The 19881-nt window shown below is 60.7% G+C and carries 12 protein-coding genes; 1 reads left to right on the forward strand and 11 read right to left on the reverse strand.

Going from position 1 to position 19881, the window contains the following annotated elements; translation table 11 throughout:
- Positions 1-45: 45 nt before the first annotated feature.
- Both ACVWYF_RS21600 and ACVWYF_RS21605 read right to left on the reverse strand, forming a co-directional pair.
- Positions 46-384, reverse strand: a complete 339-nt coding sequence (locus ACVWYF_RS21600) for a hypothetical protein (protein ID WP_457072101.1) — start codon at positions 382-384, stop codon at positions 46-48.
- A 99-nt stretch (positions 385-483) separates the two neighbouring features.
- Positions 484-1581: a site-specific integrase gene (locus ACVWYF_RS21605; RefSeq protein WP_457072223.1), complete on the reverse strand. Its 1098-nt coding sequence runs from the start codon at positions 1579-1581 to the stop codon at positions 484-486.
- Positions 1582-1784: 203 nt separating this feature from the next.
- Between ACVWYF_RS21605 and ACVWYF_RS21610 the strand changes: the two genes are divergently transcribed.
- Positions 1785-2018 carry an integrase core domain-containing protein gene (locus ACVWYF_RS21610; protein ID WP_457072225.1) on the forward strand — a complete coding sequence of 78 codons (234 nt, stop codon included), beginning with the start codon at positions 1785-1787 and terminating at the stop codon, positions 2016-2018.
- 160 nt (positions 2019-2178) lie between these two features.
- On the opposite strand, the gene ACVWYF_RS21615 is transcribed toward ACVWYF_RS21610, so the two are convergent.
- The 9 genes from ACVWYF_RS21615 to ACVWYF_RS21655 form a co-directional block, all read right to left on the reverse strand.
- A complete protein-coding gene (locus ACVWYF_RS21615) occupies positions 2179-4773 on the reverse strand; it encodes a glycosyl hydrolase 115 family protein (RefSeq protein WP_457072103.1) in 2595 nt (864 codons plus the stop codon).
- Positions 4774-4803: 30 nt separating this feature from the next.
- On the reverse strand, positions 4804-5886 hold the full coding sequence (locus ACVWYF_RS21620) for an endo-1,4-beta-xylanase (RefSeq protein WP_457072105.1): 1083 nt from the start codon (positions 5884-5886) through the stop codon (positions 4804-4806).
- Positions 5887-5939: 53 nt separating this feature from the next.
- The gene (locus ACVWYF_RS21625) at positions 5940-7502 is read right to left on the reverse strand and encodes an alpha-N-arabinofuranosidase (protein ID WP_457072108.1); all 1563 of its coding nucleotides are present in this window, start codon (positions 7500-7502) and stop codon (positions 5940-5942) included.
- A gap of 280 nt (positions 7503-7782) precedes the next feature.
- Entirely contained in the window at positions 7783-9114 is a 1332-nt protein-coding gene (gene xylA / locus ACVWYF_RS21630; RefSeq protein ID WP_457072110.1) for a xylose isomerase, read from the reverse strand.
- Positions 9107-10618 carry a xylulokinase gene (locus ACVWYF_RS21635; RefSeq protein WP_457072113.1) on the reverse strand — a complete coding sequence of 504 codons (1512 nt, stop codon included), beginning with the start codon at positions 10616-10618 and terminating at the stop codon, positions 9107-9109. The genes xylA and ACVWYF_RS21635 overlap by 8 nt, the downstream gene beginning before the upstream one ends.
- An 11-nt stretch (positions 10619-10629) precedes the next feature.
- Entirely contained in the window at positions 10630-12828 is a 2199-nt protein-coding gene (locus ACVWYF_RS21640; RefSeq protein ID WP_457072115.1) for a glycoside hydrolase family 3 N-terminal domain-containing protein, read from the reverse strand.
- Entirely contained in the window at positions 12818-14725 is a 1908-nt protein-coding gene (locus ACVWYF_RS21645) for a sialate O-acetylesterase (protein ID WP_457072117.1), read from the reverse strand. The genes ACVWYF_RS21640 and ACVWYF_RS21645 overlap by 11 nt, the downstream gene beginning before the upstream one ends.
- Positions 14726-14866: 141 nt before the next feature.
- Entirely contained in the window at positions 14867-16642 is a 1776-nt protein-coding gene (locus ACVWYF_RS21650) for a RagB/SusD family nutrient uptake outer membrane protein (RefSeq protein WP_457072119.1), read from the reverse strand.
- Positions 16643-16683: 41 nt separating this feature from the next.
- The gene (locus tag ACVWYF_RS21655) at positions 16684-19848 is read right to left on the reverse strand and encodes a SusC/RagA family TonB-linked outer membrane protein (RefSeq protein WP_457072122.1); all 3165 of its coding nucleotides are present in this window, start codon (positions 19846-19848) and stop codon (positions 16684-16686) included.
- Positions 19849-19881: the final 33 nt, after the last annotated feature.

Raw genomic sequence — 19881 nt, forward strand, 5'->3', positions numbered from 1 at the left:
AGCAGCAGGATGATACAATCCTTTTCGGCAGAATAGCTAACTACCCTATAGCATATCGTAATCAGTTGCAAGGGGATATCCACCCTGCTGAATCTGGGTCACCAGTGCTTTGCCCTTTACTGCAGATAGTTTATCTAGCAGTCTCATTTCTTCAAAGGACATATCCATAATTCTCCGAACCTTATCCTTTACAGTCCCAGCATTGGCATCGTAGGATACGCTGGTATAGTAAGTGGCATGTGGCATCTCATACCATTTGAGGTTGCCTGGATGATACATTTTCGTGAAAATATCCTCATTTTCTAATCTAGTGTGAAGTATTTTGTATACTCTGTGGTCTTTCTCGACATCTTCGAGCTCAATTCGGATGATAAAGCAGGGCATTTGGTAGGAAAAATGATTGGATTGTGCTTAAAGAGGTACTTGCGAACAGCCAAAAGTAGCGGGAATTGTTAGTCTTCCGGCAACGTACATGCTAGTAAATTACAAGCCTAGTTTTTGTGCAGCGTTATGTTGGCGTACGTTGTCCAAGCGGGTGTAGCGGCGAATCATCTCACTCGTCTTATGCTTGGTCTGGTTCATGACCTCCGAATCGTCGGCTCCGGCCAGCTTGGCCACCGTCACAAACGATGCCCGCAATGAGTGAGCCGAATACTTAGGCCCTAAATACCGTTGCACAATCAAATTAAGGTGTTTGTCCGTCAGCCGCCGCTCAGTGAGTCGCTCGCCCTTGCGAAAGGACACGAACACCGGCCCTGTAGTTCGGTCCAGCCACTTAACCCAAGCTTCCAACGTGCGGATAGGGCATAACTTAAAATCAGGTGAATAGAAAATAGCCTTTTCCTCAGCCGCGCTGTACTGGTTCGTCTTGCTCTTCGCCAAGTTGACAATCAAGCCTTCCTCCGAAAACGACAAGTCCTCAATATTCAGCGCCGCCAACTCCGAGCGGCGAAACGCCCCGGTAAATCCCAGTAGCAGAATCACCCGGTCACGCAAGCCCGCCAGCGTTTTGGCATCAATGCTTTTCACCGTGCGCTTGAAGTTGGCCAGCGTAAAGGCCGGGGCTTGTTTCTGCCGCACACCCTTGAGCCGGGCAATGCCTTCCATGAGCACCTTGAATTTCTTGTCGTCCGTCGGCGAGTCAATCCCACGCAAGGCATGGGCCTTCGCCACGGCCGCGCAGTGCCGCTGAATAGTCGACACCTTTTTACCCGTTTCCGCCAGGTGCGTTACAAAACCCGCGAGCGTTTCAACCGATGCCGGCAGTGGCTCCAACCCGTGCTCGGCGCACCAGGCTCCGAAGCGTTTCCAATCCCCGGCATAGGCTTTCACCGTGTTGGCCGCGCCGCTCAGTCCGGCCTCGACGTAGCGCGACGTGTGCTCGGCCAGCTGTGCCAGCGCCGCTGACGCGTTACTGGAAATCGTAAGTTCTGAGGAGTTTTCCATGCGACCTATATATAACGGAGTAAAACGCGACTTTTGGGAGGCAAAAGCGAAGATAACGATAAGGTCCGATAAGAGAAGGTTATCGGACCCTATCAACAGAAACGAAGCAACTGTAACGTTTGAGACTTTGTGCATCACAAGTGTAAGAGTTATCACACCTAAACCAATCTGGTTATGGGTCTGCAAGCTCTTGTCTTTCTTCAACTGTTTACAACCCATCATAGCTACGCAGCTGCTGGGCTATCAACTGCATAGTGCGTAGCACCTGGTCAAACGCGGCAAGCAGACTATGCATCAGGCCCGGCAACTCCTGCTCGTAGGGCTGCTGGAGTTGCCATATACGATACGGTAACGCCTTACCGGCTACGACCCGCGCCGAATCCTTTTGCAGCCGCTTCAAAGTCGAACTACTCGATGGCGGGCGCTTGTCTGGGCTAGCCGAAGTCAAACTCGAAATCAGCCACCACATCGCCTACTACAACGCCGAACGCCGCCATTCCGCCCTCGGCTATCCGGCACCAAACCACTTCGAAATTCACCTGCAAACCACGTCCCAGCTCTGTCCGGCTTAGCTAGACCACCTCATGAGTCCCTGACTCGCACAGTAGTATATAACGGAGGGTGATGAGAGCAGGCTTCAAGTTCTTTATATCCGGGTCAATGCACCAGTTCACGCGGACCTTTTCATTTAGAAGAAGGTAAACACCCCGTTCCGGACGCTTCCCTTTTGGCCTAGCGGCTGCCTAGGCTGGCTTTTTTGAGAGTTGACGTAGGCATGCGTTGCAGGTTTTCGAGTGGGCCGAGGTAGCTGCCCGGTAGGTCGCCGGGGCTTACTACCAGCTTTTCCAGTACCACGCCGGGGTCCACACGCCAGAAATTGAGAATGTGTGGCCCGGCGGTAGCCACTTGGTGGGTCGAGGATTTGATGATAATGTTTTCGGCCACGGCCTGCTCCCATAATCGGTTGCCGTTATTGGGGTTGAGGCCGGTGTGCAGGTTGATGATTTGCGGCGCTTCATCGTCCAGCGACACGGCATAGCGCAGGCCTGTGGTATTGGTGAAATCGAGGGTTGGCGCGAGGTAGGCCTGCACCATCACCGGCCCCGGTTGGGCTAGCGTGAGGCGGTACTCCAGATGCGGGCTGCCGGCGCTCGGTGCGGTGGTGGGCGCGGTTGTGGTGGGAAAAGTAGTGACGGCACCCAGCGTGCGGCCCAGGTCAGGCAGGCGCTGCCAAGTGACAGCACCGGCGTTTACAGCCCGGGTGTAGTGCTCCGCTTCTATCGAAACATAGCTACCGATTTTGGCTGGGCCAGCGACCGTGGAAACCGCTGTTGGCACTGCGTCGGCGGGCAGCGTCACCACGTCCGGCATTTTATCGGCGCGCTCGTCGTGCCAGGCGGTGTAGCCGATGTGCATCTGGTCCATCATATGGTTCCATTTGCCGCCGGCCAGGGTATTGTAGCGGCGCGAAATTTCTGCATCCTTAGCGAACAGCGCCTTGGCTCTTTCAGCCAGGATATTGGTGTTGGGCTGGTTTGTTTTGGCGGCCTTGCGGTTCTGGGCCACGGTGTAGTACAGCTCGTTGAGGTTGGCGCAGGCTTGCACGGGGTGTAGCACCAGCTCGAAAAAAGCGTCGCGGTTGGTGGTCAGCAGCTTTTGGTTGAGGGCCTCGGCGCGGGTCAGGAGCTGGTTGTAGTCGGCCACCACCGTGGCCCACTCACCCGTGGCCAGGCTGTAGGTGTTGGCATCCAGCAGCTCGGGCTTGCGGCGGGCATTGTACTTGGCGTATTTGGCCAGAATGTCGGCGATACCAACTGCGTATTGCGGCCCAAACTGCTGGCTGGCCCAGTGCTGCGTGTAAGCGGCCACGCCCGTGGCCGGAATGGCTTCGGGCTTCCAAGCGTAGTCGAGGAAGAAGGAAATTGGCAATTCCATGGGCTTGAGGTCGCCCACGTTCACCACCCAAATCTGGTTGGCGCCGTACTCGTGGGCCAGGTGCAGCTGCTCCCAGATGCGCGGCAGTGGGTTTGTGTTCAGCCACTTGTAGTTGCGCGGCCCGCCCACGTAGTCGAAATGGTAATAGATGCCGTAGCCGCCCTTGCGGGGCTGGTCGCTCAGTTTGGGCAGCTTGCGGAGGTTGCCCCAGTTGTCGTCGCACAGCAGCAGGGTCACGTCGTCGGGCACGCGCATGCCTTTGTCGTAGTAGTCCTGCACTTCCTTGTAAAGTGCCCACAGCTGGGGCGTTTGGTCGGCGGGCTTGTGGGTTTCTTCGGCGATGATTTGGCGCTGGTCGGCCACTATTTTTTCGAGCAGGGCGATGTTGCTGCCTTCGCTCATGGGCTCGTCGCCGTCGCCACGCATTCCCACGGTCACGATGTTTTCGCGGATGCCCATGCGCCGCATGCCGCCGCGCCAGAAGCGGCGCAGCGTGGTGTCGTTGGTCTGGTAATTCCAGGCCTTGCCCGCGCCAAAGGCCTTCCATTCCTCATGGGCACGGGTCAGCGGCTCGTGGTGCGACGTGCCCATCACGATGCCGTACATATCGGCCAGCTCGGGGTTCAGCGGGTCGTCCACGTTGAACATGTTGCCCCACATGGCCGGCCACAGGTAGTTGCCCTTGAGCCGCAGAATCAGCTCGAACATGTGGCTGTACATCTTCGAGTTGACCCCGCCGAACTTCTCCTTTGCCCACCCCGAGAGCGCCGGCGCTTCATCGTTGATGAAGATGCCCCGGTACTTCACGGCCGGCTCGCCTAGGGTGTGGCGGGCGGCGGGAATGTGCAGGGCCGTCTGGGGCTTCACCGGCACGTCGGCCCACCAGTACCAGGGCGACACCCCAATCTGCTGCGAGAGGTCGTAGATGCCGTAAATCGTGCCACGCTTGTCGCTGCCGGCAATCACCAGCGCTTGCTTCACGCCAGGCATCGGGTTCAGCACCACCTGCCGCACAAAGGTTTCCCACTTGCCTGCCACGCCGCTAATGTTGAGCTTGCCGGCCTTCACCAGCCTGTCAATCAGCGGGCTTTTGCCCAGCGTACCAATGAGCACCACTTCCGGCCCATTCGGCGGCCTGGTGCTGAAAACGGGCACCGCTTTGGTGACGCGCTGCACATCGGCTTGCAGGTCTTTGGTGGCCCGCAGCACGCCCGGCCACTCGGCCGCGCTGGCATAGATGGCGGCCGCGCGGCCGTTGGCCACCAGCGTGAATTCAGGGGTGGCTTCATTGACGACTTTAGCGGCGGCCGGCTTGGTTTGGGCCTGCGCGACGGGGCTGTTCAGCAGCATTAGCAGCACCAGCCATTGCGGATAAAGGCGAATGATTTTCATATGTAATAATTTGTAAATCAGGATCTAAGGTCAGAAATTTACCACCTCATAAAAGGCCTTTTTGGGCTGCTGCTTTTGGTCGAACAGTAGAGGGTAGTTCTTGCGGCCGGCCACGGGGTAAGTATCCAGCCAGGTGTATTGGTCCGATATATTCCAGAAAGTAACGCCAGTCAGCACGTCTTTGTAGTCGCGGAACACCTTGAAAAACATCTTGTACTGCGCCGCCTGCTTCTGCTCCAGCTCGGGCGTGTAGGCATCCGTTTCGCCGGGCCGCCGGGCCCGGCTCTCCTTCTCCCAGGGGTAAATGGACACGTCGAGCTCCGTAATCTGAATTTTCAGGCCCAGCGACTTGTACTGGTCCAGGGCCGCGCGCAGCTCGGGCTCCGTGGGTTCCTGCAGCGACCAATGGCCCTGCAAGCCGACTGCATCGATAGGCACTTTGGCTTCTTTCAACTGCTTGAGCAGCTTGTAGATGCGCGCGCGCTTTTCGGGCCGCTCGGTGTTGTAGTCGTTGTAGAAGAGCACCGCCTTGGGGTCGGCGGTGTGGGCGTATTCGAAGGCTTTGGCAATGAAGTCATCGCCGCATATTTTGTACCATTCCGAATTGCGCAAAAATTCATTCGGGTTGTCCGAAACGGCTTCGTTCACCACGTCCCACACGTAAACCTTGCCTTTGTACCGCTTCACAACGGTATTGATGTGGTCCTTGAGGCGCTTCAGCAGCACCTGTTTGGTCGCCGGCTTGCCCTGCGCGTCCTTGAACAGCCAATTGGGCGTTTGCTCGTGCCAGCACAGGTTATGGCCGCGCACCTTCAGCTTGTGGGCCTGCGCGTAGTCCACGATGGCATCCGCGTCGGCCCAGTTGTAGCGGTTTTCCTCCGGGTGAATGGGACCCATCTTCATGGCATTCTCGGGCGTCAGGCTGTTAAACTGCTGGAGGATGAGGGCCGCCTCAACCGGGTTGCGCAACGCCTGCGGCGACACGGCCACTCCCACCGGAAAGTATGGCTGGTAGTAGTCTTTCAAGCCCTTTTCGGCCGGCGGGCTTTGGCTACTGGTCAGGGCCAGGCCAGCGACAATTGCCGTAGCCAGCAAGGTAATGGGGGTTTTCATAGAAGGTGTTTGGCTGGCTTAGCGGCCCATTTGCCGGCCAGTGAAGCGGGTTCTTACTTGAGCTCGAGCACCACCACCGACTTAGGCGGCAGGGTCACGGCGAGGTTGCGGCCTTGCTTGCGGGCCCCTTTGAAGGCCGCTAGCTGCACGGTGGTGGGCTTGTCGAAAGTATTGTGGTCGTTTACATTGCCCGAAGTCAGCACGCGGCCGGTCACAGTCTGCCAGCTCACGGCGGGCAACGCAGTTTCAAGGCTCAGGGCCTTGTGGAGGTCGAGGTTGACGAGGGAAATATGCACGACCCCGTTTTTGTCTTTCGATGCCGAAGCGTTCAGGGCCGGAATTTTCTCGTTGCCGAAGGCATAGTCCGGGCTGCTGAATTTTAACGGCAGAAACTCCGCGTCCTGATGCACCTGGTAGAGGTCGAAAACGTGGTAGGTGGGCGTGAGCAGCATCTTTTCCTTGTCCGTTAGCACCAAGGCCTGCAGCACGTTCACGGCCTGGGCCAGGTTGGCGCCGCGCACCCGGTCGCAGTGGTTGTTGAAGATGTTGAGCGTGGTGCCGGCCACCAGCGCGTCGCGCAGGGAGTTTTGCTGGTACAGAAAACCGGGATTGGTGCCGGGCTCCACATCGGTCCACACCCCCCATTCGTCCACCAGCAGCGCCACCTTTTTTTCCTTGTCGTACTTGTCCATAATGGCCGCGTGCCTGGTCACGATGGCGTCCATCTTCAGGCAGTTGCGCAGGGTGCTGAAATACATATCCTCGCCAAAGCCGGTGGCCTTGCCTTTGCTGCCACTCCAGCTGCCGGTAGGCAGCGTATACTGGTGCAGCGTAAGGCCCCACATCTGGTTGAGCGGGATGTTTTTCATGCACACCTCCGTCCAGTTTGCATCGTCGCCGTTGGCCCCGCTCACAATTTTTTTCAGGGGTGGCGCACCTTCATACTGGTGCGCGAAAGTGGCGTAGCGCTTGTATACATCCGTATAATACTGGGCCGTCATGTTGCCGCCGCAGCCCCAGCTTTCGTTGCCGATGCCCCACCAGCTAACCTTGTAGGTATCGGTGTGGCCATTCTGGCGGCGCTCCCGCACCAGCGGCGTGTCCTGGTTAGCGTTGAGGTATTCCATCCAGCCGGCCATTTCCTGCACGGTACCGCTGCCCACGTTGGCGGCCAGGTAGGGCTCGGTGCCCAGCAGCTGGCATAGCTCCAGAAACTCGTGCGTGCCGAAGCTATTATCTTCCAGAGTGTTGCCCCACCACAGGTTCAGTATTTTGGGGCGCTGGGTGGTGGGGCCCACGCCGTCGTGCCAGTGGTAGGTATCGGCGAAGCAGCCGCCGGGCCAGCGCAGATTGGGCACATGAATTTTCCTCAGTGCCTCCACCACATCCATCCGTATGCGGCCTTGCTTGGGAACGTTCAGGGCGGGGTCAACCCAAAAGCCGTCGTAGATGCAGTGGCCCAGGTGCTCGGCAAACTGCCCCTGAATGTGCTTGCTGATGATGAGCCTGGGGTCGCCCGCCTGCACGCTCATCTGCACGGTTTGGGCCGAAGCGCCCAGTGAAACGAAGAGGCTGAGGGAAACAAAAACAGCGGCAACATTCAAGCACTTATTCATACAAGGAGCAATTAAAAAGGGTGATTTGGGGCCAGCTGCCGCACAAATTTGCCAGGCAGTGAGGCGTCCCGGGTGCCGGCCCACTGGACCGCATGCAGACTTTCAGCTGCTCACCAACAAGCCAAAAGTCCCTCCGAAACGCCTTTGAAACCGGCGGCCCGTTGTAGCGAGCTACTGGTTTTACTACCTTAAAATTCCCGGAAAACTTTCCCGGCCAGCCACGTTACTGTTTCCCACCATTCCGCAGCCGGCCGGTTCCGTTTTTGTTGCTACCGACTTCCTAGATGTACTGATTGATAATGGATTCCAGCCATTCCTGCTTGCCGCTCCTAGGCAGCGGCTCGCCCGATTTGTGGGCAATGGTGCGCAGGTCTTCCAGCGTCAGCTGTCCCTTCTCGAACGCCGCGCCCTGGCCCGAATCGAACGAGGCGTAGCGCTCCGTGCGAAACTTCCGGTAAGCCGACTTTTCCAGGATGGCATCGGCTGTGACCAGGGCGCGGGCAAAGGTGTCCATGCCGGCGATGTGGGCGATGAAGATATCCTCCAAATCGGTCGAGTTGCGGCGCGTTTTGGCGTCGAAATTGATGCCGCCCTGGGTGATGCCGCCGGCCTCCAGGATAATGAGTATGCTCTCCGTCAGCTCGTTGAGGTTATTGGGAAACTGGTCGGTATCCCAGCCGTTCTGGTAGTCGCCGCGGTTGGCATCCATGCTGCCGAGCATGCCGGCATCCACGGCCACCTGCAACTCGTGCTGGAAGGTGTGGCCGGCCAGCGTGGCGTGGTTCACCTCCAGGTTCAGCTGGAAGTCATTCTCCAGCCCGTGCTCTTTCAGGAAGCCGATGACGGTGGCGGCGTCGAAATCGTACTGGTGCTTAGTGGGCTCGGCCGGCTTGGGCTCGATGAAAAATTTGCCGGTGAAGCCCTGCTGGCGGGCGTAGTCGCGGGCCATGGTCAGGAAGCGGGCCATGTGGGCCTGCTCGCGCTTCATATCGGTGTTGAGCAGGGTCATATAGCCTTCGCGGCCGCCCCAGAACACGTAGTTTTCGCCGCCCAGCGCAATGGTCGCGTCGATGGCATTCTTGACCTGCGTGGCGGCGTGAGCCACCACCTGAAAATCGGGGTTGGTGCTGGCCCCGTTCATGTAGCGTGGGTTTGAAAACACGTTGGCCGTGCCCCAGAGCAGCTTCACGCCGCTTTCCTGCTGGTGCTGCTTCACGTAGTCGACCACGGTGGCCAGGTTGCGCTCGTACTCGGCCAGCGACGCGCCTTCGTCCACTAAGTCAATGTCATGGAAGCAGTAGTAAGGCGTACCGAGCTTGGTGAAGAACTCAAACGCCGCGTCGGCCTTGTCCTTAGCGCGGCCCACGATTTCGTGGTGCGCGTCCCAGGCGAAGTTCTTAGTGCCGGGGCCGAACGGGTCGCCGCCGGTGCCTACAAATGTGTGCCAGTAAGCCGTGGCGAAGCGCAGGTATTCCTTCATGGTTTTGCCGGCCACCACGCGGTTTGCGTCGTACCATTTAAACGCCAGGGGGTTATCCGATTCGCGGCCTTCGTAGCGAATGTTGTCGATACCCGTAAAAAATTCCGTCTTCGAAAGCGTATTGCTAGACATGGGATAAAGTGGTTGGTTGGGGGATATTTAGTTGGGATAAAACGTCTTGCCAGCGGTTGTAGGCCACTTGGTATTGTTCGCGTAGCGCCTCGGTGGGCACTTCGGTGAGGATGCATTCGAGGCCGCCAAAAGCTTCGGCCGCGCTGGCGTATATGCCCGCGCCGATGCCCGCGCCGCGGGCCGCGCCTTGGGCGGCGTCGGTGTTGTAGAGTTCCAGTGTCACGTTGCCGGCGTTTACAAAGGCCTCACGGAACACGGGGCTCAGGAACATGTTGGCGTTGCCGGCGCGCACGGTGCGCACCGGCACGCCCATCTGCCGCATGATGTTCAGGCCGTAAATCAGGGCGAATACGATTCCTTCCTGGGCGGCACGCAGCAGGTGAGCCTGGCTGTGTATGTTAAATTTGAGGCCGTGCAATTCGGCGTTGGTGGGGCGGTTTTCGAGGATGCGCTCGGCCCCGTTGCCGAAGGGCAGGAATACTAAGCCATCGGAGCCAACCAGTGCTTGCGCGGCCCGGTGATTCATCTCGTCGTAGGGTATTTCGCCCACCATTTTGCGCAGCCAGCTGTTGAGGATGCCGGTGCCGTTCATACACATCAGCACGCCGTTGCGGGGCTGCGCGGCCGTGTGGTTGACGTGTACAAAGGCATTGACCCGCGAGGCGGGGTCGGAAGCCGGCGCGTCGGTGATGCCGTACACCACGCCCGAGGTGCCAGCCGTGGCCGCGATTTCGCCGGGATTCAGCACGTTGAGGGAGAAGGCGTTGTTGGGCTGGTCGCCAGCGCGGTAGCTGATGGGAGTGCCGGCCGTGAGGCCCAGTTCCTGCGCGGCTTCGGTGCTCAGCTGGCCCTGCACCGAAAAGGTGTCCACCACCTCGGGCAGCAGGTCGGCGCTGATGCCGTAGTAATTCAACAACTCCTGAGCAATGTTCTGCTGCTTGAAATTCCAGAACACGCCTTCCGACAAGCCCGAAACGGTGGTTTGCAACTGGCCGCTCAGCTTGAAGGCGATGTAGTCGCCGGGCAGCTGAATCTTGAGAATCCTAGCGTAAACATCGGGCTCATTTTCCCGCACCCACTTCAATTTGGATGCGGTAAAATTGCCGGGTGAGTTCAGGTAATTTTCCAGGCAATGCTTTTCACCCAGCTCCGCAAACGCCTGGTTGCCGAGGTCCACGGCGCGGCTGTCGCACCAGATGATGGCCGGGCGCAGCACCTGGCCGGTTTTGTCAATTAACACCAGCCCGTGCATCTGGTAGGTGATGCCGATGCCAGCTACCAGGCTGGTATCGAAGCCGTACTCGGCCTTGAGCTGGGCGGTGGCGTTCACGCATTCCTGCCACCAGCGCTCGGGGCGCTGCTCAGCCCAGCCGGCCTGGGGCACGCTGATTTCCATCTCCTGCTTAGGGGAAATGGCGGTAGCCACGGCCTTGCCGGTGGCAACGTCGAGCAGCGAAACCTTGATAGAGGAGCTACCGATGTCGTAGCCGAGGAGGTATTTCATGGTGAATGAGATTACTTAACCGTTAGCACCGCTGAGGCGGCGGGGCTGGCCCCCAGCGCCACGCTGCGCGCGCCGGGCAATGCGCCGCCCACCCATACCGTGACTGGCCCGGCGGCATTTACCGACTGGCCCTGGGCGTTCACCAAAGCCAGCATTTCTGGGGTGAGCGTGAACGTTACCGTGGTGCTGGCACCCGGAGCCAGCTTGATGCGCTTGAAGCTTTTGAGGGCGTAGAAGGGCGTTTGGGTGCCCTTTTTGGGTGGGTGGGTGAGGTAGAGCTGGACGACTTCTTCGCCCTCCATTTTGCCGGTGTTGCTCACTTTGGCGGTCACTTCCACCGGCTTATTTTTGGCCGCATTCCTGGGCAAGGCCAGCGCGGAATACTCAAATTTAGCGTAGCTTAGGCCGAAGCCGAACGGGTACTGGGGCTCGGCGGCGAGGTAGCGGTAGGTGCGGCCGCTCATGCCGTAGCTTTCGTAGGCCGGCAGCTGGTCGAACGATTTCGGGAAGGTAATGGGCAGCTTGCCCGAGGGCGAGGCTTTGCCGAAAAGCAGGTCGGCCACGGCGTTGCCGCCTTCTTCGCCGGGGTACCAGGTCAGGAGCACGGCGTCGCAAAGCTCGTGGACTTCGGCCAGGTTCATGGGGCTACCGCCCGTTACTACGGCAATGATGGGCGTTTTGCTGCCCTGGCGCAGCTTTTTGAGGAAGTCAATCTGGTTCTGGGGCAGGTTGTAGTCGAGCCGGTCGCCGGCGTGGGCCGAGGCAATCGACTCGCCCTCCTCCCCTTCCAGCAGGCCCGTGATGCCCAGCACCACGATGATGGCGTTGGACGTTTTCGCATCGCCGGTGGTCCAGTCGATGGGGTTGATGTTGTTGCGGTCCAGCAGAATACCCGGCTTGTACTCGACTTGGCTGCCGGGCTGCACCGCGCCCACCACGCCTTCGAGCACGGTCGACATCTGCGCGTTTACGCCGTAGTAGTTGCCCAGCAGGGCCTCCACGCTGGTGGCATTGGGGCCGGTCACGTAGTATTTGCCCAGGTCGTTGCGCAGGGGCAGCACGCCGTTGTTTTTCAGCAGCACCATCGATTTCAGGGCTACTTCGCGGGCCAGCGCCCGGTGCGCAGCACTGTTGATGACGGCGGGCGTGAGCTGGTCGTAGGGCGTAGCATTTGGCCCGTCGAACAGGCCCAGCCGGAAGCGCGTGCGCAGCAGAATGGCCAGCGCGGTGTCCACCTGGGTTTCCTTGAGCAGGCCCTGGCGCACGGCCTCGGGCAGCTTGGTGTAGGTGTCGCCGCAGTTCAGGTCCACGCCGCGCGACAGGGCCAGGGCGGCGGCTTCGGTCTTGGTCTTCACCACTTTGTGGCCTTCGTAGAGGTCGTCCAACGCGCCGCAGTCGCTTACAACGTGGCCTCGGAAGCCCCACTCCTTACGCAGCACATCCTGCAGCAGAAAGGTGTTGCCGCAGCAGGGCTCGCCGTTGGTGCTGTTGTAGGCGCACATCACGGCTTCCACTTTGGCCTCCTGCACCAGGGCCTTGAAGGCGGGCAGGTAGGTTTCGCGCAGGTCCTGGGGCGAAGCCACGGCGTTGAACTCGTGGCGCAGCTTTTCGGGGCCGCTATGCACGGCGTAGTGCTTGGCGCAGGCCGCTACTTTCAGGTACTTCGGGTCGGGGCCTTGCAAGCCGCGCACGAAGGCCACACCCATGCGGCTGGTGAGCGTGGGGTCCTCGCCGTAGGTTTCCTGGCCGCGGCCCCAGCGTGGGTCGCGGAAGATGTTGATGTTGGGCGTCCAGAAGGTGAGTCCGCCGTATTTCACGTAGTGGTTTTTGGCGATGGCGGCGTTGTACATGGCCCGCGCCTCGTCGGAAATGGCGGTGGCTTCGCGCAGGGCCAGGTCGTCGTCGAAGGTAGCGCCCAGCCCGATGGCCTGCGGAAACACCGTAGCCGGCCCCGAGCGGCCCACGCCGTGCAGGGCCTCGTTCCACCAGCTGTAGGCCGGAATGCCCAGGCGCACAATGGCCGGACTCTGGTCGAGCATCTGCTGGGTTTTTTCTTCCAGCGTGAGCTGCGAAATCAGGTCGTTGACGCGGGCATTCAGCGGCTTGGAAACGTCGCGGAATACGGGCGTGGTCTGGGCGTGGGCGGCCGGGGCCAGAGCCAGGGCCAGCAGCACCAGGCCGGGGAGCAGTTTGGGGAAATTAAATACCATCGGTGCGAAATGGGGAAGCGGGTAAGCCTTCCCGGTTGGTTAAATTGGCGGTGGTGGGGTTGTCGGCCCAGGCGTAGCGCACGGCCACGGGCTGGGCCACCTGGTCGCTCCAAACCACTACTTTGTTGCCTTCAATGCGGGCCTGGGCCCACACAAACTTGTGGTCCGGCCCGGCCACGACAAACCCGGCCAGCGGCCCGCCTTTGGCCACCAACCCGCCGCCGGTGCTGGCAAAGCTGAGCGTGACCCGGTTGCCGGCCGTTTTCATGGTCTGAAAGAGCGGGCCGGCGGCCACCACGTTGGCCTCGCCGTAGGCCACACTGTAGGCGGCCAGGGCCAGGCGGTGGCCCACGGTCTGCTTGTCGAGCGGGTGAATGTCGTTCCACTCGCCCACGTCCGTAATCACGGCCATGCCGGTGTGGGGCACGGCCAGGGTGCGGCGCTGGGCATCGCGCACGGCGGCCCAGCCGCTTTCGCTCGGCTCGGGCCGGGCGGGCATAAAGTTGGCTAGCTGCACGTAGAGAAACGGCAGCGCCGGCTGGGCCAGTTGCTGGCGCCAGTCGCCAATGAGGCTGGTCATCAGGGCCTGGTAGTCCTGCGGATGGCCGGTATTGCTTTCGCCCTGGTACCAGAGTACGCCCTTGACGGCGTACGGCAGCACGGGCGCAATCATGCCATTGAACAGGCCCCCGGGCTGGTACTGAAACGTGGTGGTGCCCGGCGTGGGCGGCAGGGCAGCGCCCAGCTTATACTGCCAGGACCCGCGCAGGTCCAGGGTTTGGTCCCCGGTCGTGAACTGATAGTTCTTATCGGGCGTGAAGCCGCCGCGCCCGCCGTTGTTGATGAGGCGCACCACCAGCACGTTTTTGCCGGGCTTGAGTACGCCGGCCTTCACCTCGTACTTGCGGGGCGGGTACTGGTAGCCGGTGGTGCCCACCAGCTGCCCGTTGATGTAGGTCGAGTCGGCATCGACGAGCGTGCCCAGCTCCAGCCGGGCGGGCTGGCCCGCCATCGCGGCCGGCACCTCCACCTCTTTGCGGAACCACACCACGCCGTTGACCATGCCTAGCGGCGTCTGACTGGCCCAGTAGCCGGGCACGTTCATGCTGGCCCAGCCGCTGGCGTCGTAACCGGGGTCCGACCACTTTTGCTGGCCCCGCGCTTCGCCCTGGTCGGCCTGGTATAAACTGCGGTACCAGATGGCCACGGCCGCCCCTTCGCGCTGCCTGATGCCCGCCACTAGGGTGCTATCCTTGTATTTGGCGCCTTGCTGCTCGTAGGTGGGGAACTGCTTCAGCGCGTCGGCGCTCAGCCAGGCCTCGGCCGGGGACCCGCCCACGGCATCCTTGATGATACCTACCGGCACTTGGTACTTGCTGTTGATTTCCTTGGCGAAGAAGTAGGCCACGCCCGAGAATTGCAGCACCGTTTGCGGGTCGGCGGCAATCCATTTGCCACCGGTCACGTCGGGGCGGGGGCCTTTGAAGGCGTAGGTAAGGGGCACCTCGTATTGCCGGATGCGGGGGTTGGCGGCCTGGGCAATGACTTCGGGGTATTTGTCGCGCAGGCGACTCATAGGCGTTTCCATGTTCGACTGGCCCGAGCACAGCCACACGTCGCCCACCAGAATGTTTTTCACGGTCAGCTGGTTGGTGCCGGCAATGCTCATCTCGAACGGACCGCCGGCGTGCAGGTGCGGCAGCTGCACGCGCCACTGGCCGTTGGGGCTGGTGGTGGCGCGGTAGGTCTTGCCCAAGAAGGCCACCGTCACGGCCTCCTGCGGCGCGGCCCAGCCCCACACGTTCACGGCCGCGTCGCGCTGCAGCACCATGCCGTCGCTCACCAAGCGCGGCAGGCGCACGTTGGCAGCGGCCGGCCGGGCTAGCGGCAAGCTCATAAGCAAAAGGCAAAGGTATTGGGATTTCATATTGATAATCAGATTACTGCGTATGGTATAACTAAAAAGCAGTACCCATTCATAAACAAGCCCCGGTTTCGACCAGAAATCGGGGCTTATTTTATTCCTGATGCAGAGGCGTTAGTTATATCCCGTATTTTGGGTCACCTTGCCACCGGTGCGGTCAATCTCCGACTGCGGAATGGGCCGTAGCACATGGTAGGGCTTGATGTTGGCCGCTGCCGCCGAGCCGTAGGAGCCCTTGCCGATAACGACGTCTTTGTTGTCGACCTGCGCGGGCACGAAGGCCTGCACCCGCTCCACAAGCTTGTTGGTGCGTACCAAGTCGAAGTATCGCATCTGCTCGCCGCACAGCTCGCGGCTACGCTCGTCGAGGATGAAGTCGATGCCCCGGGGGTCGGTCAGGGTGCTGGCACCGGTCAGGGTCGCGGCCGAGATGTCCATTTGAAGTTTGCGGCCGGTGGCCCCGGCCCGCTCCCGCACCGCGTTGATGTAGCCCACGGCCCCGGGAATATCGCCCGTATACATGCTAGCCTCGGCAGCGATGAGGTAGGTTTCGGCGAAGCGGTACACGATGAGGGGCCGGTCCGACGGGTTGTTCAGAGCCGTGCGGGTGGCGTCATCATACTTGTTCATTCCCGGCGAGAAATTGGTGGAGTACTTGCTGGGTGGGCCCACCACGAAAGGTCCCCCGGGCCGGGCCATGATGCGGGCCTGCTCGGCGGCAGTCAGCTCGCGGCCGGGGTACCAGGCGGCGGTGTCGCCCACCGTAGCCTTAGGGTTGAAGGGGGCCCCGCTGTTATTGCCCGGCGAGTTCACGCGCCACATCGTGGTAAACCACTTGCCGTAGCGCGTGTCGAGGGTGCGCAGCTGCTTGCCGGTTTCGCCCGCCGTGATGTATGAATCCAGCAGATGCGGCGTGGGGCAGAAGCGGCCGTAAGGGCGGCCATAGGGAATGTCGCGCACCATGTTGGGCAGCAGGTCATAGCGGAAGCGGAAGAAGAAGCTGGTCTGGTTGGCTCCTGTCCCATCGAAGGGCTGCTGGCCCGAGAACACGGCATCCTGATTAAACTGCACGTTCATCAGCACTTCCTTACCATTTTCGTTGCCTTCGGCAAAAACGGTGGCGGCATCGGTTTCAAGGTCTACGCCGTAGCGCGCCCGGTTGGTGATGAGTTCGGCAGCGTATTTCAAGGCGTTCGTATAGTCGTCGGTTTGCTTGGCTTTCGAGGTGGCGCGGGTGAGGTACACTTTGGCCAGCAGGTGCAGGGCCGTGGCGCGCGTCACGCGGCCGGGCTGCGCGGCCTTGTCGGTGATGTTGTTCATCGCATCGGTCAGGTCGGTGATGATGGCGTTGTATACCTCGGCCGTAGGGGCACGCACCACGTCCTTGGTGGGCGCATCCACGAATTTGAGCGAGAGCGGAATATCGCCCCACTGCTGCACCAAGAAGAAATAGTAGTTGGCTCGCAGCAGCTTGGCTTCGGCCACCGTCTGCTTGAGCACGGACGGGGCCAGCCCCTGCACCGAGCCGGCGTACTGAATCACGCCGTTGGCATCGTTGATGTAGCGGTAGATGATGCCCCACTGGTTGTTCACTGCCGAGCTACTCGAGTTAATCAGCGACGGATTGTAGTCCTCGTAGCCCTGGGTGGGGTTGAAGCCGCGCATCCACTCATCGGTGCCCTGGACGCACAGGTATTCGCATTCCTCGTTGCCATACACGTTGCGCAGGCCCGAATAAACGCCGATGAGGCCGGCCTGCACGCCCTCAGGCGTGCCCAGGAACGAAGGAACCAGAATGGAGCGCGGTGTTTCGTTCAGAAGGTCCTTGCTGCAGCCGGTGGCCAGCAGCAGCACCGCCAGCGCGGAGACGGTAATAAATGATTTTTTCATATCAGCAAAGCGTAGCAATTGCGCGAAGAGGTGAGGGGAAATTAAAAGCCCAGGTTGACGCCCACGATAAAGGCGCGCGTGGTGGGGTAGTTCACGCCACGGCCGGCCAGGCTGGTAATGGCACTGGCGTTGAGGTCGCCTTCGGCAAAGGCGATGCCGCTGGGCTGGCCGCTGCCGCCAAAGCGGGTGGAGTACGACAGCGCATCCGGGTCGATAGCCGGGTTCTTCTTGTAGAACGCGTTGGGCGACCAGATGAGCGGGTTCTGCACCTGGAGGTAGATGCGGGCCGAACTCATGAGGGCACTTTTGGCCCAGGCCGCCGGAATGGTGTAGCCCAGGTCGATGCTGCGCACTTTGATGAAAGTGCCGTTCACATAGCCCAGCGTCTGGCTGTAGGGCGGGATGTCGCCGTTGCCCTGGCGGGGCTGCGGGAAAGCGTTGGTGGGGTTACTGGGCGTCCAGTAGTCCACATTTATTTGGTTGCGGCGGCCTTCGAAGGTGGTGAAGTAGGAGTTGCCAAACAGCAGCGGGTCGACGATGGTGGCCCCCACGCGGGTGAGGCCCACGGCCGTTAGGTCGAAGCCCATGAAGCGGAAGCGCTGCGTCATGCCGGCTTCAAACTTGGGCTGGCGCGAACCGATAATCTGGCGGTCACTGGGGTCTACCATGCCGTTGTTGTTGGGGTCGTCGAGCTTAATTTGACCCACTTTCGAGCCGGCTTTGGCGGCGGCGGCCTCTTCGCCCGTCTGCCAGATGCCGACCTTCTTGTAGTCGTAAATCACGTACAGCGGCGAGCCGATGAAGCGCTGGTTGCTCAGGTCGCTCTTGGGGTTGCCGTTCTCGTCGTTGCCCAGGCCCAGGTCCAGAACCCGTTCGCGGTTCACGGTGAAGTTCCAGTCGGTACTCCACTCGAACCCCTTGGGGTTGGCGCTACGCACGTTCACCGTGGTCAGGCTAATTTCGAGGCCCCGGTTCTGGGTCATGCCGATGTTGCGGGTGAAGGACCCGTAACCGGTCGAAAGCGGTAGCGCGTCGGGCAGCAGCAGGTCGCTGGTGCGCTGCTGGTACACTTCCACCGAACCCGTCACGCGGTTGTTGAAAAAACCGAAATCGAGGCCTACGTTGGCCGTGGTCGTATATTCCCAGCCTAGGTTGGGGTTCGGAATGGTGGCCGGCACCACGCCAACTACTCCGGTAGTGCCGAAGTTGTAGTACCCATTGCCCAGGGCCGACTGCAGCGAGCCCAGCGTCTGGTAGGGGTTCACGGCGGTGCTGCCCACGCGGCCCAGACTGGCGCGCAGCTTCAGGCTGCTCATCCAGGGCTGGTCGCGGAGGAAGGATTCGTTGGCAATGTTCCAGGCCACGGCGGCCGAAGGAAAGGACTTGTACTTGTTGCCGGGCGCGAGGCGCGACGAGCCATCAGCGCGCACCGTGAGAGTGGCCGAGTAGCGGTTGTCATATGAGTAGTTCACCCGCGCCATGTAGGAAATGATGTCGAACTGGCTCTGGTAGCTGAAAGGGGCCGTGGGCGTGCCCGCGCCGAGGTTGTTGTCGAGCTGGTAGTTGGTGGGGAAATTCTGACCGCCGGCCCCAAAGCCGTCGGTGCGATACTCTTGGGCGCTGTACAGGCCGGTGAAGTTCAAGTCGTGCTTGCCGAAGCTGCGGTTATACGTCAGGATATTTTCGGCCAGCAGGTTGAAGGCCAGGCTTTGCGAGCGCGAAGCTGCGTTCTGCCCGCCGCCCCGCGCCGCCGAGCTGGAGGCGTAGAACGAGTCGTTGTTCTCGGAGCGGCCATCAAGACCGATGTTCAGACGGTAATCCAGTCCTTTCAGGATGTTTACCTGCGCGTACAGGCTGTTGAATGTCCGGATGCGGCGGCGCTGGTCAAGGTGGGCATCAGTGGTATAAAAGGTCAGCGGGTTGCCCAGCGCGGTGTCCGTGTTCGGAAACAGCACCGGAATCCCGTTCGCATCATAAGCCGAAGCCAGCGGGCTGCCCGTCAGGATGGCGTTAATGACATTAAGTGTGGGGTCGTCCTGATTGGTATAGCTATTGAGCGTGTTCAAGCCGATTTTCACCCGGCTGCCAATTTTTTGGTCGAGCGTTGCACGCAGCGAGTAGCGCTGCAACCGCTGCACGGGCACGATGCCGGTTTCGTCATAGTAGCCCAGCGAGGCCGAGTATTGCGTTTGCTCGGTGCCGCCGCTCACGCCCAGCGCGTGGTTTTGGATGTGGCCGTTCCGATAAAGCAGGTCCTGGTAGTCGGTGGTTTTGCCGGCATCTAGGTTGGCGCGCTCGTCGGGGGTCAGGAAGCCGGCCACGGTATTGGGGTCGGCCGCGCCATTGGCTTTGTAGGCCTGGTAGCGGAAGTCGTAGTACTGCCGGCCATTCTGCAAATCGAACTTGCCGTAGGCCTTTTTCAGGCCGTAATAGCCGCTATAGGTGGCCTTGGGCGCGCCCACTTTGCCGCGCTTTGTGGTAATGAGAATGACGCCGTTGGCCCCACGTGCGCCGTAAATGGCAGTGGAGGAAGCATCTTTCAGCACTTCCACCCCTGCCAGGTCGTCGGGGTTCAGGTCGTTGAGGTTACCGTCGTAGGGCACGCCGTCCACCACCAGCAGCGGGTCGTTGCTGCCGGCAAATGAGCGGTTGCCCCGAATGCGAATGGTGGGATTCTGGCCCGGCGAGCTGCTGGCGCTCGAAATAGTGATGCCGGCAGCGCGGCCTTGCAGTGCCTGGCCCACGTTCGACACCGGTACTTCGCGCAGCTGCTCTTCGCTCACGGAGGAAATAGCGCCCGTCACCTGGCTTTTCTTCTGCACGCCGTAGCCCACCACCTGGATTTCGTTCAGGGCCTGCGTTTCGGTGGCCAGGCGGGCATCAATCTGCCCGGAGCTGCCCACGTTCACTTCCTTTTTTTCGTAGCCGATGGAGCTGATGACCAGCGTATTCTGTCCCTCCGGCACGCTCAAGGTATAGATACCTGCCGCGTTGGTGGTAGCGCCCACCGTAGTGCCTTTCACGATGACCGTCACGCCGGGCAGGGGCTCGCCCTTGTCCGAGGTCACGGTGCCCGATACGGTGCGGCCCGCCTGGGCCCAGGCGGCCGCGGGCAGCATGCCGCCCATCAGGAGCACGGCCGCTCCCAGGAGCTGCGCCCACCGCCGAACCGGCCGGGGCGCAATGTCTGATAAATGTAGTTGCATGGTATTGAGTGGGTTTGTGGTGGGTTAGTGAGT

It is taken from the genome of Hymenobacter sp. UYAg731, assembly GCF_054061335.1.

What these genes read in the sequence shown, in the direction of transcription:
- ACVWYF_RS21600 (WP_457072101.1), bottom strand. Translation starts at nt 384, where the DNA reads ATGCCCTGCTTTATCATCCGAATTGAGCTCGAAGATGTCGAGAAAGAC.
- ACVWYF_RS21605 (WP_457072223.1), bottom strand. Translation starts at nt 1,581, where the DNA reads ATGCACAAAGTCTCAAACGTTACAGTTGCTTCGTTTCTGTTGATAGGG.
- ACVWYF_RS21615 (WP_457072103.1), bottom strand. Translation starts at nt 4,773, where the DNA reads ATGAAAATCATTCGCCTTTATCCGCAATGGCTGGTGCTGCTAATGCTG.
- ACVWYF_RS21620 (WP_457072105.1), bottom strand. Translation starts at nt 5,886, where the DNA reads ATGAAAACCCCCATTACCTTGCTGGCTACGGCAATTGTCGCTGGCCTG.
- ACVWYF_RS21625 (WP_457072108.1), bottom strand. Translation starts at nt 7,502, where the DNA reads ATGAATAAGTGCTTGAATGTTGCCGCTGTTTTTGTTTCCCTCAGCCTC.
- xylA (WP_457072110.1), bottom strand. Translation starts at nt 9,114, where the DNA reads ATGTCTAGCAATACGCTTTCGAAGACGGAATTTTTTACGGGTATCGAC.
- ACVWYF_RS21635 (WP_457072113.1), bottom strand. Translation starts at nt 10,618, where the DNA reads ATGAAATACCTCCTCGGCTACGACATCGGTAGCTCCTCTATCAAGGTT.
- ACVWYF_RS21640 (WP_457072115.1), bottom strand. Translation starts at nt 12,828, where the DNA reads ATGGTATTTAATTTCCCCAAACTGCTCCCCGGCCTGGTGCTGCTGGCC.
- ACVWYF_RS21645 (WP_457072117.1), bottom strand. Translation starts at nt 14,725, where the DNA reads ATGAGCTTGCCGCTAGCCCGGCCGGCCGCTGCCAACGTGCGCCTGCCG.
- ACVWYF_RS21650 (WP_457072119.1), bottom strand. Translation starts at nt 16,642, where the DNA reads ATGAAAAAATCATTTATTACCGTCTCCGCGCTGGCGGTGCTGCTGCTG.
- ACVWYF_RS21655 (WP_457072122.1), bottom strand. Translation starts at nt 19,848, where the DNA reads ATGCAACTACATTTATCAGACATTGCGCCCCGGCCGGTTCGGCGGTGG.